This is a genomic window from Siccirubricoccus phaeus (genome assembly GCF_008360935.1).
GTDB lineage: Bacteria > Pseudomonadota > Alphaproteobacteria > Acetobacterales > Acetobacteraceae > Siccirubricoccus > Siccirubricoccus phaeus.
Genome location: NZ_SRXO01000013.1, coordinates 33,319 through 46,580, shown reverse-complemented (window position 1 = coordinate 46,580; position 13,262 = coordinate 33,319). Strand labels below are relative to the sequence as shown.

The window sequence follows — 13,262 nt, the reverse complement described above, 5'->3', positions numbered from 1 at the left end:
GGCAAAGCCTCCCTCGATCTTCCCTATTCGGCGGCCGAGGCCAGTTCCGAGCGGCGGCCATGCATGACCTCCTGCGCCGCGGCGATGGCCTTGACGATGTTGTGGTAGCCGGTGCAGCGGCAGAGATTGCCCTCCAGCCCCTCGCGGATCTCCTTCTCGGAGAGGCCCTGCGGGTGCTTCTGCACCAGGTCGATGGCCGACATCACCATGCCAGGGGTGCAGAAGCCGCATTGCAGCGCGTGGTATTCGCGGAAGGCCTCCTGCATCGGGTGCAGCGTGCCGTCCGGCTTCGCCAGCCCCTCGATGGTGGTGACCTCCGCGCCCTCCGCCTGCAGCGCCAGCATGGTGCAGGATTTCACGCTGTCGCCATTCACATGCACCACGCAAGCGCCGCACTGGCTGGTGTCGCAGCCCACATGGGTGCCCGTCAGCCGCAGCTTCTCGCGCAGCAGCTCCACGAGGAGGGTCCGGCCCTCCACCTCGACCGTGCTGGTCTTGCCATTCACGGTCAGCGTCACTTGCGGCATGCCGCGCCTCCCAAAAGCCCTGAGCCGGCGCGGCCAGGGGGGCCGCGCGCCTGGGGGAAAGGTTGCCCCGGCCCCGCGCGCCGTCAAGCGTCACGGCATGACGGCGCGCGGATCAGCGGCGCGGACCCGCCTCCGGCACGCTGCCGCCGGGGCGATGCGGCGGCGCACCAGGCGGCCCGGCGGGTGGCGCGCTGCCGGGCGCTGGAATCAGCCGTTTCCTACCCCTGGTCACCAGCACCAGAATGCCCAGCAGCACCGTGCCGAGCGGCCACATGGTCCAGAGGATGGCGAAGGCGGAAACGCCGAACATGCCGGCGCCCATCGCCACCTCCGGATCCGGCCCGGAGAGGTAATTGCTGACCACGGCACAGGTGCCGAGGCTCAGCACCACCATGAAGAGCTGGAACCCGAAAAAGAAGCGCTTCACCACGCGGCCGAACAGGCTGCGCCGCTCCCGCACCTCCACCCAGATCGGCGGCGGCGTGGCCATCCGTCGCGTGCGCCGTCCCAGCCTTCAGGCCGGGACGACCAACTCCCCGACCGCCGCCGCCAGCGGGTTCTCCGCCTCCGGCAGGCTGTGCAGGTGGCAGGCGGCGACATGCCCTGCCCCGGCCGTGCTTGGCTGCGCCAGCTTCGGCTCCTCCACCCGGCAGCGGTCGAAGGCATAGGGGCAGCGGGTGTGGAAGCGGCAACCCTTGGGCGGGTTGATCGGGCTCGGCACGTCGCCCTTCAGGATGATGCGCTGGCGGCTCGCCCCCGGCTCCGGCACCGGCACGGCGGAGAGCAGCGCCTGGGTATAGGGGTGCTTCGGCGCGGCGAAGAGGCTGCGCTTCGGCGCCACCTCCACGATCTTGCCGAGATACATCACCGCCACGCGATGCGTCATATGCTCGACAATGGCCAGGTCGTGCGAGATGAACAGCAAGGCGAGGCCCAGCTCCGCCTGCAGATCCTGCAGCAGGTTGACGATCTGCGCCTTCACCGAGACGTCGAGGGCGGAGACCGCCTCGTCGCAGACGATGAGGTCGGGCTCCGCCGCCAGGGCGCGGGCGATGCCGATGCGCTGGCGCTGGCCGCCGGAGAATTCATGCGGCCAGCGATTCACCGCATCCCGCGGCAGCCGGACCGTGTCCATGAGCTTGGCGACCCGCTCGTCCAGCTCCTTCGAATCCTTCGCCAGGCCGAAATTGCGGATCGGCTCCGCCAGGATGTCCTTCACCTTCATGCGCGGGTTCAGCGAGCTGAAGGGGTCCTGGAACACCACCTGCACCCGGCGCCGCAGGGGGCGAAGGGAGCCGGCGGGCATGTCGTCGATCCGCTTGCCGTCCAGCACCACCTGGCCGGCGGTGATGTCGAACAGGCGGAGGATCGCCTTGCCGACGGTCGACTTGCCGCAGCCGGATTCGCCGACGAGCGACAGGGTCTCGCCCTTGTCGATGCCGAAGGAGACGCCGTCCACCGCATAGACATAGCCGGTGGTGCCGCCGAAGAAGCCGGCCTTGATCGGGAAATGCTTCTTCAGGTCGCTGACTTCGAGGAGCCTGGTCATGCCGCGAGCGCCTCCTCCTTCAGGGCGTAGTGGCAGGCGGCGACATGGCCGGGCGCCTTCTCCTCCAGCGCCGGCGCCACCTGGCGGCAGAGATCCGTGGTGTGCGGGCAGCGCGTGGCGAAGACGCAGCCGGGAATCTTCGCCTTCAGGCTGGGCACCAGCCCGGGGATTTCCGCCAGCCGCGTCTCCTCGCCATGCAGGGAGGAGCCGAGCTTCGGCATGGAGCCGAGCAGCCCCTGGGTATAGGGGTGGCGCGGCGTGCGGAAGAGCGGGCCGACCTCCGCCTCCTCCACCTTCCGGCCGGCATACATGACGATGACGCGCTCCGCGACCTCCGCCACCACGCCGAGGTCATGGGTGATGAGGACGATGGCGGCACCGACGCGGTGCTTGAGGTCCCGCATCAGCTCCAGGATCTGCGCCTGGATGGTGACGTCGAGCGCGGTGGTCGGCTCGTCGGCGATCAGCAGCTTCGGGTTGCAGGCCAGCGCAATGGCGATCATCACCCGCTGGCGCATGCCGCCGGAGAGCTGGTGCGGGTATTCCCGTACCCGCCGCGCCGGTTCCGGGATGCCGACCAGGGTCAGCATCTCGATCGCCTTCTGCTCCGCCTCCCTGGCCGAGAGCCCCTGGTGCAGCCGCAGCGTCTCGCCGATCTGCCGCCCCACGGTCAGCACCGGGTTCAGGCTGGTCATCGGCTCCTGGAAGATCATGCTGATCTCGTTGCCGCGGATCTGCCGCATCTCCCGGTCGGAGAGCTTCAGCAGGTCCTTGCCCTGGAACCGGATGGCGCCGGCGATCTTGCCCGGCGGCTCCGGAATGAGCCGCAGGATGGACATGGAGGTGACCGACTTGCCGCAGCCGGATTCGCCGACGATGGCGACCGTCTCCCCCGCATTCACATGGAAGGAGACGCCATCGACGGCGCGGTTCACGCCATCCTTCGTGCGGAAATGCGTCTGCAGATTCTCGACTTCAAGGAGCGGTTGTCCGCTCCGCGGACCGGGCAGTGCCATTGGGGTCAGAGCCTTTTCGCCATGCGCGGATCGAGCGCGTCGCGGAGCCCGTCACCGAGCAGATTCACGGCGAGGACGGTGATGGAGAGGAAGATGGCGGGGAAGAAGACGATATAGGGCTTCACCTGCCAGAGCGCCCGGCCTTCCGCCATGATGTTCCCCCAGGAGGGGATGATGGGCGGCGTGCCGGCGCCGATGAAGGAGAGGATGGCCTCCACGATCATGGCGCTGGCGCAGATATAGGTGGCCTGCACGGTGATCGGCGCCAGGGTGTTCGGCAGGATGTGCCGCCAGATGATGACCGGCGTGCGGGTGCCGGCCGCCACCGCGGCATCCACGTAAGGCTGCTCCCGCAGCGAGAGCACCACGCCGCGGACGAGGCGGGAGACGCGGGGGATTTCCGCGATGGTGATGGCGATGATGACGTTCTGCACCGAGCCCCGCGTCAGCGCCATCAGCGCGATGGCCAGTAGGATGGGCGGGATGGACATCAGCCCGTCCATGATCCGCATGACGATGCTGTCCGCCCAGCGGATGAAGCCGGAGACCATGCCGATGGCCAGGCCGATGACGGAGGAAAGGATCGCCACGGAGAAGCCGACCAGCAGCGAGACCCGGGCGCCGTAGAGCACGCGGGAATAGACGTCCCGCCCCAGCATGTCGGTGCCGAACCAGTACATGGCGGAAGGCTCGCGGGTGCGCCGCGCCGGCGCCAGGGCGGTGGGGTCCACCGTCCAGAGCAGCGGGGCGAAGACCGCGATGGCCAGCATGATCAGCAGCAGCCCGCCGCCGACCGCGATGGTGGGGTTGCGCCGGAGGAAGCCGATGAACCCTTTCCGGGCCTTCACCGGGGGCAGCACATCCGGCATCTGGGGCGCCGCGCTGACGCTCTCGCGCGTCAGCTCGGGCCGGGCAAGGACGGTTGCGGAAGCCATCAGTACCGGATCCTCGGATCGAACAGGGTGTACATCAGGTCGATCGCCAGGTTGACGATCACGTAGATGAAGCTGAACAGCAGGATCACGCCCTGGATGACCGGGTAGTCCCGCCGCAGGATGGCGTCCACCGTCAGCCGCCCGAGGCCGGGAATGGCGAAGACGCTTTCGGTGACGACCGCGCCGCCGATCAGCAGCGCGACGCCGATGCCGATGACGGTGACGATCGGCACCGCGGCATTCTTCAGCGCATGCAGGAAGAGGATGCTGCGCTGCCCCGCCCCCTTGGCCCGCGCCGTGCGGATGTAGTCCTGCTGCAGCACCTCCAGCATCGTCGCCCGGGTGATGCGGGCGATGAGGGCGATATAGACGCCGCCCAGCGCGATGGCCGGCAGGATGAGGTTCTCCAGCCAGGGCCAGAGGCCGTTGCTGAAGGCGGTGTAGCCCTGCACCGGCAGCCAGTCCAGCTCCAGCGCGAAGACATAGGCCAGCAGGTAGCCGACGACGAAGACCGGGACGGAGAAGCCCATCACCGCGAAGCCCATCACCGCGCGGTCGATCAAGGTGCCCTGCTTCCAGGCCGCGACCACGCCCATCGGCACGGCGATGGTGACGGCGAGGCAGAGCGTCAGGATCATCAGCGAGAAGGTCGGCTCCAGCCGCTGCTGGATCATCGTCGTCACCGGCAGGTTGGTGAAGATCGAGACGCCGAGGTCGCCCTGCAGGATACGGAACACCCATTCGCCGAAGCGCACCAGGAAGGGCCGGTCGAGGCCGAGGGAGGCGCGGATGCGCTCCACATCCTGCGGCGTCGCCTGGTCGCCGGCGATGACCGCCGCCGGGTCGCCCGGCGCGATGTAGAGCAGGGAAAAGACGAAGAGCGCGACGATCGCCATGACCGGGATCGTCGCCAGGATTCGTCGCACGACATAAGCGAACATTGCGCGTTACTCCCCGCGCTTCAGGACTTCGACACGCCCCAGAAGAAGGGCAGCGGCCCCTTCACCACCCCGCTGACGTTGCGCCGCCAGGCCTGGTAGCCAAGGAAGAAGCCGGTAGGGGCATAGACCACATTCTCCAGCGCAACGCGATTCAGCTTGCCGATCACCGCTTTCTCGGCGGCGAGGTCGGGTGCGTCGAACCATTCGGCGACCGCCTGCTCCACCGCCGGCACATCGGGCCAGCCGAACCAGGCGCCGTCGCCATTGGCGCGAAGGGCGTTGTAGGCCGCCGGGTTCACGCAATCCGCGCCGGCATGCCAGGTGTGGAACATGGACCAGCCGCCCTGGCCCACCGGGTTCTTCATCGCCCGGCGCTGGCCGACCGTGCCCCAATCCGTCGCCACGAAATCCACATTCATGCCGAGCCGCTTCAGCAGATCGGCGGTCACGTCGCCCATGGATTTGGTGATCGGCTGGTCCTGCGCCACCAGGCAGGTGACCGGCTGGCCGCTGTAGCCGCTTTCGGCCAGCAGCTTCTTCGCGGCGTCCAGGTTGCGCGGCCCCTTGAGGATCTCGCCGCCTTCCTCGGAATAAAGCGGCGTGTCCGGGGTGAAATAGCCGGGCAGTGGCTTCCACAGGTTGTTGTCGTCGCCGACCAGGGCACGCATGTAGTCCTCCTGGCTCATCGCCATGAGGACGGCCTGCCGCGCCTTCAGATTGTTGAAGGGCGCGTTCAGGTAGTTCATGCGGAAGCTGCCGATGTTGCCGAGCGGGTCGGCGATGTCGACGGCGATGTTGCGGTTGCGCTTCAAGGTGGGGATCAGGTCGGTGATCGGGTTCTCCCACCAATCCACCTCGCCATTCTGCAGCGCGGCGGAGGCGGTGGCGGGGTCCGGCATGACATGCCATTCGACGCGGTCCACCATCACCCGCTTGCCGCCGGCGAGCCAGGAGGCCGGCTCCTGCCGCGGCACATAGCCGTCGAATTTGGCGAAGACGGCGCGCGCGCCGGGCACCCATTCGTTGCGGAGGAAGCGCATCGGCCCGCTGCCGACATAATCGCTGATCTGGGTGAAGCTGTCGGTCCTGGCGATCCGCTCCGGCATGATGAAGCAGATCGGCGTATTGGTCTTGCCCAGCGCGTAGAGCAGCTTGGGATAGGGCTTCTTCAGCACCCAGCGGAGGGTGCGGTCATCCACCGCCACCAGCTCCTGCTGGATCGCCTTCAGCATCTGCCCCATCGGGTCGCGCGGCATCCAGCGGGTGAGGCTGGCGACCACATCCTTGGCCAGCACCGGCTCATTGTCGTGGAATTTCAGCCCGGGGCGCAGCCGGATGGTCCAGGTCAGCCCGTCGGAGGAGACTTCCTCGCCCTCCGCCATCTGCCGCTGCACGGCGAGCTTCTCGTCCACGCCGTAGAGCGTGTCCCACACCATGGCGGAGGCGTTGCGGACGACGTACTGGGTGCCCCAGATCGGGTCGAAATTCGCCAGATTCGCCTGCGGCACGAAGCGCAGGGTGCGCGCCGCAGCCCCCTGGGAGAGCGCCGGACCGGCCAGGCCGGCCATGCCGCCGAGCGCGCCGGCGGCTGCCGTCACCTTGAGGAAATTCCTGCGCTCCATCGTCTTTTCGCCCCCAGCTCCCAGCCCCGGCGCCGTTCCCTGCGCCCGGTTCCGTGCCACCCTGCCTCACCCTTGGGCATTACGCCAGCGTCCGAAGCCGCCGGGCTCGCTGCCGGTGGGGCAGCGGCCATGCCACCCGTCCCTTGGCTTGCATGTGGCGTGCCAGCCTGCCGGCCCCTGGCCTGGCCTCAGCCCCGCTTCACGCCCCAGAAGAGCGGCGGGCCGCCGGTGACAAGGTCGGTCAGGCTGCTCCGATAGGCCTGGGGCGGCCGCAACAGACCGAGCGGAATGAAGGGTGCTTCCTCCCAGACCAGCATCTGCATCTCCTCGGCGATGCGCTTCTCCGCCGCCTGGTCGGGCGCGGCGAACCAGGCTTCGCGCAGCGCCTCCCGCTTCGGGCTGGTGGCCCAGCCGATCCAGCCTTCCGGCCCATTGCCGCGCAGCGGCTGGTGGCTGCCGGGCACCGCGACGTCCAGCCCTTCCCAGGTGGTGCAGAAGGCGTTCCAGCCGCCCTGCTCCGGCGGCTCCTTCTTCGCCCGGCGCTGCACCAGCGTGCCCCAATCCATCGCCTGCAGATCGACATTCATGCCGATGCGGCGGAGCGCATCCGCCGCCACCTCGGTCAGGGCGTTCAGCGTGGGGAAATCGCTGGGGGCGAGGATGACCACCTTCTGGTTGCGGTAGCCGGCGGCCGCCAGGGCGCGCTTCGCCGCCTCCGGGTCGCGCGGCCCGGTCAGCACCTCGAGCCCCGCCTCGTTCGCCAGCGGCGTGCCCGGGGTGAAGACCCCCGCCGGCACGGTCCATAGCGCCTGGTCCTCGCCCAGCGCCGCCTGCATGAAGGCGCGCTGGTCGATGACCGGGAGGACGGCGCGGCGGATGGCGGGATTGTCGAAGGGCGGGTGCAGATGGTTGAATCGCAGCATGCCGAGCGCGCCGGCAGTGTTCACCACCTCCACCGCGATCTCGTCGCTCCGCCGCAGCACCGGCAGCAGATCGGCGAGCGGCGTTTCCCACCAATCCACCTCATTCGCCTGCAGCGCGGCGGCGGCGGTGGCGGGGTCCGGCATGACGCGCCATTCGATGCGGTCGAAATTCACCGCCTTGCCGCCGGCGAGGAAATCCGCCGGCTCGTCCCGTGGCACGTAATGCACGTGGCGCTCATAGGCGGCGAGGCTGCCCGGCACCCATTCGGCGCGGCGGAAGCGGAAGGGGCCGCTGCCCACCGGATCGGTGATCTGGGTGAAGGGATCGGTCGCGGCGATCCGCTCCGGCATGATGGCACAGATATTGGCGGAGGGTTTCCCGAGCGCCCAGGGCAGGCCCGGCCAGGGCTGCTTCAGCACGATCTCCAGCCTGTCGTCGGCCGGCGCGCGCATCTCCTGCAGCAGCGCCGCCAGGCGCTGGCCGAGGACATCCCGCTTCGACCAGCGGACGATGGAGGCGATGCAGTCGCGGGCCCGCACCTGCTCGCCATCATGGAAGTAGAGTTCCGGGCGGAGGGTGATCGTATGGGTCAGCCCATCGGCCGAGACCTCATGCGCCTGCGCCATCTGCGGCTTTGCCTGGAAGTCCCGCCCTAACCCGAAGAGCGTGTCATAGACCAGCAGCCCATGGTTGCGGGCAATGGTCGTTGTGCTCCAGACCGGGTCGAGCGTCGCCAGATTGCCCTGCGGCACGAAGCGCAGGGTGCGGGCATTGCCCTGCGCCAGGGCCAGATATGGTGCGGCCAGGCGCGAGGCGGCCAGCGCCAGGGCCGCGCCCTGCAACAGGCTCCGACGATGCATGCTCCGAGATCCTCCGGCGGCGCCTAGAGACAATGTACTCAGGAGCCATGCCCGGCCGGGTGGCCTCACCCGACCGGAGATGGCGCCAGGGCCGCCCCCTTGCCCCAGCCGGGCCGCGGGCGCAACCGGGGATTACGCCTTGGAGACGTTCCAGAACACCGTCGCCGGGGCGCGGAACATGCCGGTGACATTGCGCCGCCAGGCGGAAGGCTGCCAGTAGAAGCCGAGCGGGATATAGGCCATCACCTCCATCGCCCGCCGGTTCAGCGCCTCGGCGATCCGCTTCGATTCGGCCGGGTCGCCGGTTTCCGTCCAGGCGGTGCGCAGCCGCTCGATCTCTGCATCCTCCGGCCAGCCGAACCAGGCCTGCGGGCCATTGGTGCGGAGGAAGAGGTGGAAGACCGGCAGGGTCAGGCTCTGGCCGGAGGAGGTGGTGTGGATGATGCTCCAGCCGCCGCGCTCCACCGGCTCCTTGCTGGTCCGCCGCTGGATCAGCGTGCCCCAGTCGGCGGCGACGAGTTCAAGGTTCATCCCGAGCCGGCGGATCAGGTCGGCGGTGACGAGGGAGAGGGCGTTGATCTGCGGGTAGTCGCCCGGGGTGATCAGCACCACCTTCTCGCCTTTGTAGCCGGCGGCGGCGAGCGCGGCCTTGGCCTTGTCCAGGTCGCGGGTCTTCAGGATCTCGCTGCCCGCTTCGTTGGCCAGTGCGGTGTGGCAGGTGAAGACGCCCTCGCAGGCCTCCCAGCCGCCGGCCTCGTTGCCCGCCACGGCGCGCAGGTAGTCGCGCTGGTCCACCGCCATGGCGACGGCACGGCGGATGGCGGGGTTGTTGAAGGGCGGCTGCAGGCAGTTGAAGCGGCAGATGCCGTAGGTGCCCTCCAGCAGCCGCTGCTCCACCACCACCTGGCGGCTGCGCCGCAGCAGCGGCAGCAAATCGTGCAGCGGGTATTCCCAGTAATCCTGCTCCCCCGCCGTCATGGCGCCGGCGGCGGTACCGGAATCGGAGATGACGGTCCACTCGACGCTGTCGAGCTTCGGGGCGCGGCCGCCGGCAAGGCCGTCCACCGGCTCCTGCCGCGGCTGGTAGCGGTCGAATTTCTCCCAGACCGCGCGCTGGCCGGGATTCCACTCATCGGGGCGGAAGCGGAAGGGGCCGCTGCCGATCGGGTCGCGGATCTGCTGGAAGGCATCCGTCTGCGCAATGCGCTCCGGCATGATGAAGCAGGGGAATTGCGTCTGGCCGAGGGCCAGCGGCAGCAGCGGGATCGGCTTGTTCAGCCGGAAGCGGAAGCGGCGGTCGTCCAGCGCCTCCACCGCCGCCACGCCGGGCCAGAGCGCCTGCATGAAAGGGTCGCGCCGCGCCCAGCGCCTGATGCTGGCAACGCAATCCTTCGCCAGCACGGGTTCGCCATCATGGAAGCGCAGCCCTTCGCGCAGGGTGAAATTCCAGGTGAGGCCATCGGCTGCCGTCTCCCAGCCCGCTGCCATCTGCGGCTTGATCTCGCCCTTGGAATCCTGGGCGCAGAGCTGGTCATAGACCAGGAAGGCGTGGTTGCGGGTGACGACGGCGGTGGTCCAGACCGGGTCCAGGCTGGTGAGGTTGGCCTGGGGGATGACGCGGAGCGTCTTCGCCGCCCCCTGCGCCAGCACCGGCGCAGGCATGGCTGCAGCGGCCAGGCCGGCCTTGAACAGGTCACGTCGCTGCATGGGTGGCGTCCTCAGCCGCGTTGCAGGTTCCAGAACATCGGGAAGCCGGAAATCCGCCCGCGCAGTTCCCGCCGCAGCGCGGTGTTGGCATAATAGCCGCCGAGCGGGATGAAGGGCAGTTCCGTCATCGCCACGCGCTGCATCTCCTCGGCGATGCTGCGCTCAGCGGCGGCGTCCGGCGCCTCGAACCAGGCGTCGCGCAGCTCCTCCAGCTTCGGGCTGCTGGGCCAGCCGGGCCAGGCGCCGGCGCCATTGCCGCGCAGCGGGAAATGGCCGGCGGGGTTGGCCGTGTCGAAGCCCTGGAAGCCGGTGCAGAAGATGCTCCAGCCGCCCTTGTCCAAGGGCTCGCGGCTCGCCCGGCGCTGCACTACCGTACCCCAATCGGCGAGCACCAGGTCGAGATTCATGCCGAGGCGGCGCAGCACATCCGCGGTCACCTGGGTCAGCGCGGCCGGGGTCTGGATATCGGCGGGGCCGATGATGCGGACGAGCTGGTTGGTATAGCCCGCCTCCTTCAGCAGCGCCCTGGCGCGATCCAGGCTGCGCGGCCCCAGCAGCGGTTCCAGCCCCGCCGCGTTGGCCAGCGGCGTGCCGGGGGTGAAGATGCCGACATCCTCGATCCAATTCGCCGGATCCGGCCCGACGATCGCCATGGAGAAATCGCGCTGCTGGATGGCCGGCAGCAAAGCGCGGCGCATGGCCGGGTCGTCGAAGGGCGGATGCAGGTGGTTGAAGCGCAGCAGGTTCCACACCGCGCGCTCGTCCAGCCTTTCCACCGCGATGGCGCGGTTGCGGCGGAGAAGCTGCTGCAGCTCCGGCGTCGGCTCCTCCACCCAGTCCATCTCGCCGGATTGCAGCGCCGCCGCGGCGGTGGCGGAATCCGTGATGATGTGCCATTCGACGCGCGGGATATGCACCTGCTTCGGCCCGGCGATCAGGCTGGGCGTGCCGCCCGGCGCCGGGACATAGCCTTCGAATTTCTCATAGACGACGCGGCTGCCGCTGACGAACTCATCCGCCTTGAACCGGTAGGGGCCGCTGCCGATGGCCTCGCGGATCTGCTGGAAGGGGTCGGTCGCCGCGATCCGCTCCGGCATGATGAAGCAGACCGGGGAGGAGGGATTGCCAAGGCCCGCGAGCAGCAGCGGAAAGGGCCGCTTCAGCCGGAACACCAGGCGCCGGTCATCGGCGGCGACCAGCTCCTCGGTCAGCGATTCCGTCTTCTGGCCGAAGGGGCTGCGCTTCATCCAGCGGCGGATGGAGGCGACGGCATCCTTGGCCAGCACCGCCTCGCCATCATGGAAGCGCAGGCCGGGGCGCAGCGTGATGGTGACGCGGCGGCCCTCCTCCTCGGTGGTGGCGCCCTCCGCCATCTGCGGCTGCGGCCGGAACCCCGCATCCATGCCGAAGAGCGTGTCATAGACCATATAGCCGTGGTTGCGGGTGACGGTCGCCGTCGTCCAGATCGGGTCCAGGGAGGTGAGATTCGCCTGAGGCACAAAGCGGATGGGCCGCGTCGCCGAGGGCTGCGCCAAGGCGGGCAGCGGCAGGGCGGCGGCAAGCGCGAGGAACTGGCGGCGATTCATGGGTCAGGCCCTCCGGATACCCCAGAAGATCGCAAAACCCTTCACCCGGTCCACCAGGTTCCGGTGATGCGCGGTGATGGAGTAGTAGGCGCCGGTCGGAATGTAGGGCAGGCCCTGCATCGCCTCCACCTGGATCTCGCGCGCCAGCGCCTGCTGTGCGGCAAGGTCCGGCGCTTCCAGCCAGGCGGCGCGAAGCTGTTCCACCTTCGGCAAATCGGGCCAGCCGGGCGCCGCGGCCTCGCCATCCGAGCGAAGCTGGGCATGGGTGACGGGGTTGATGAAATCCATGCCGGAGGAGGCGAAGCAGGCGATGGACCAGCCGCCCTGATCCAGCGGCCCCTTGTTCATCCGCCGCTGCGCGACGGTGCCCCAATCCGTCAGCACCACATCCAGGTTGAGGTTCAGCCGCTTCAGCAGATCCGCCGCCACCTGCGCCTGGGCGGTAGTGGAGTTGATGTCGGTGGTGCCGAGCAGCCGCACCGGCTGACCATTGTAGCCCGCCTCCTTCAACGCCTGCTTCGCCCGCGTGATGCTGCGCGGGCCCTTCAGCGGCTCCAGCCCGGCATCGTTGGCCATCGGCCCGCCGGGGGTGAAGAAGCCGACATTCGCCTCGTATTTCGACGGGTCGGGGCCGACGATCGCCGTCATGAAATCCTCCTGGCTGATGGCGTGGAGGAAGGCGCGGCGGATGGCCGGGTTGTCGAAGGGCGGCTGGCGGTGGTTGAAGCGGAACTGGCCGGGCAAAGGCAGCGGGTCGATCGGCTCCAGCCGCAGATTGCGGTTGCGGCCGAGCAGCGTCTGGATCTCCGGCGCCATCTGCTCGAACCAATCCACCTCCCCGGCGAGCAGCGCCGCGGCGGCGGTGCCGGCATCCGGGATGATGTTCCACTCGACGCGGTCGAAATGCACGAGTTTCGGCCCCGCCGTCATTCCCTGGGCGGCGTTGGGGGTGGGGCTGTACTCCGGGTTGCGTTCCCAGACGGCGCGGCTGCCCTGGCGGAACTCGCTCATCACGAAGCGGAAGGGGCCACTGCCCGTGGGATCGCGGATCTGCTGGAAGGCGTCCGTCGCGGCGATGCGCGCCGGCATGATGAAGGCCTGCGGGTTGGCCGGCACCGCCAGCGCGTCGATCAGCAGGGCGAAGGGACGCTTGAGGCGGAAGCGCAGGCGGAGATCGTCGAGCGCCGCGAGTTCGTCGGTGCGCGCCGCCACGGCCTGGCCCATGGGGGAGCGGCGCATCCAACGGTTGAGGGAAACGACGCAGTCATTCGCCGTCACCCGCTCCCCATCGTGGAATTTCAGCCCCGGGCGCAGGGTGATGGTGCAGCTCCTGCCGTCCTCCTCCAGCACATGCCCCGCCGCCATCTGCGGCTGCGGCCGGAATTGCGCATCCACGCCGTAGAGCGTGTCATAGACCATGTAGCCATGGTTGCGGATGACGTTGGAGCTGATGGCGATGGGGTCCAGCCCGCCGAGATCGGCCTGGGGGACGAAGCGCAGCACGCGGGCGCCGGCGGGCTGCGCGATGGCAAAGCGCGGCAGCGCGGAGGCCGCCGCCGCCGTGAGGATGGAACGCCGCTGCATATGTGCCCCCG

11 protein-coding genes are annotated in these 13,262 nt (G+C 69.0%); all 11 read right to left on the bottom strand.

Annotated elements, in window-relative coordinates:
* Positions 1-23: 23 nt before the first annotated feature.
* The 11 genes from E5N76_RS18035 to E5N76_RS17985 all read right to left on the bottom strand — a co-directional run bounded on the left by E5N76_RS18035 (position 24) and on the right by E5N76_RS17985 (position 13,251).
* On the bottom strand, positions 24-527 hold the full coding sequence (locus E5N76_RS18035; RefSeq protein ID WP_149538721.1) for a (2Fe-2S)-binding protein: 504 nt from the start codon (positions 525-527) through the stop codon (positions 24-26).
* 112 nt (positions 528-639) lie between these two features.
* Positions 640-1,017: a hypothetical protein gene (locus tag E5N76_RS18030; RefSeq protein ID WP_149538720.1), complete on the bottom strand. Its 378-nt coding sequence runs from the start codon at positions 1,015-1,017 to the stop codon at positions 640-642.
* Between the two features lie 24 nt (positions 1,018-1,041).
* Positions 1,042-2,076, bottom strand: a complete 1,035-nt coding sequence (locus E5N76_RS18025; RefSeq protein WP_149538719.1) for an ABC transporter ATP-binding protein — start codon at positions 2,074-2,076, stop codon at positions 1,042-1,044.
* Positions 2,073-3,092 (bottom strand): ABC transporter ATP-binding protein, encoded by a 1,020-nt coding sequence (locus tag E5N76_RS18020; protein WP_149538718.1) that lies wholly within the window; start codon positions 3,090-3,092, stop codon positions 2,073-2,075. The genes E5N76_RS18025 and E5N76_RS18020 overlap by 4 nt, the downstream gene beginning before the upstream one ends.
* A 5-nt stretch (positions 3,093-3,097) precedes the next feature.
* Positions 3,098-4,027, bottom strand: coding sequence for an ABC transporter permease (locus E5N76_RS18015; protein WP_149538717.1), 930 nt, complete (start codon positions 4,025-4,027; stop codon positions 3,098-3,100).
* Positions 4,027-4,968, bottom strand: a complete 942-nt coding sequence (locus tag E5N76_RS18010) for an ABC transporter permease (RefSeq protein ID WP_149538716.1) — start codon at positions 4,966-4,968, stop codon at positions 4,027-4,029. The genes E5N76_RS18015 and E5N76_RS18010 overlap by 1 nt, the downstream gene beginning before the upstream one ends.
* Positions 4,969-4,988: 20 nt before the next feature.
* A complete protein-coding gene (locus E5N76_RS18005; protein ID WP_149538715.1) occupies positions 4,989-6,590 on the bottom strand; it encodes an ABC transporter substrate-binding protein in 1,602 nt (533 codons plus the stop codon).
* A 188-nt stretch (positions 6,591-6,778) separates the two neighbouring features.
* The gene (locus E5N76_RS18000) at positions 6,779-8,374 is read right to left on the bottom strand and encodes an ABC transporter substrate-binding protein (protein WP_149538714.1); all 1,596 of its coding nucleotides are present in this window, start codon (positions 8,372-8,374) and stop codon (positions 6,779-6,781) included.
* Positions 8,375-8,506: 132 nt separating this feature from the next.
* Positions 8,507-10,081 carry an ABC transporter substrate-binding protein gene (locus E5N76_RS17995; RefSeq protein WP_149538713.1) on the bottom strand — a complete coding sequence of 525 codons (1,575 nt, stop codon included), beginning with the start codon at positions 10,079-10,081 and terminating at the stop codon, positions 8,507-8,509.
* Between the two features lie 11 nt (positions 10,082-10,092).
* Entirely contained in the window at positions 10,093-11,667 is a 1,575-nt protein-coding gene (locus tag E5N76_RS17990; protein ID WP_149538712.1) for an ABC transporter substrate-binding protein, read from the bottom strand.
* Between the two features lie 3 nt (positions 11,668-11,670).
* Positions 11,671-13,251, bottom strand: coding sequence for an ABC transporter substrate-binding protein (locus tag E5N76_RS17985; RefSeq protein WP_149538711.1), 1,581 nt, complete (start codon positions 13,249-13,251; stop codon positions 11,671-11,673).
* Positions 13,252-13,262: the final 11 nt, after the last annotated feature.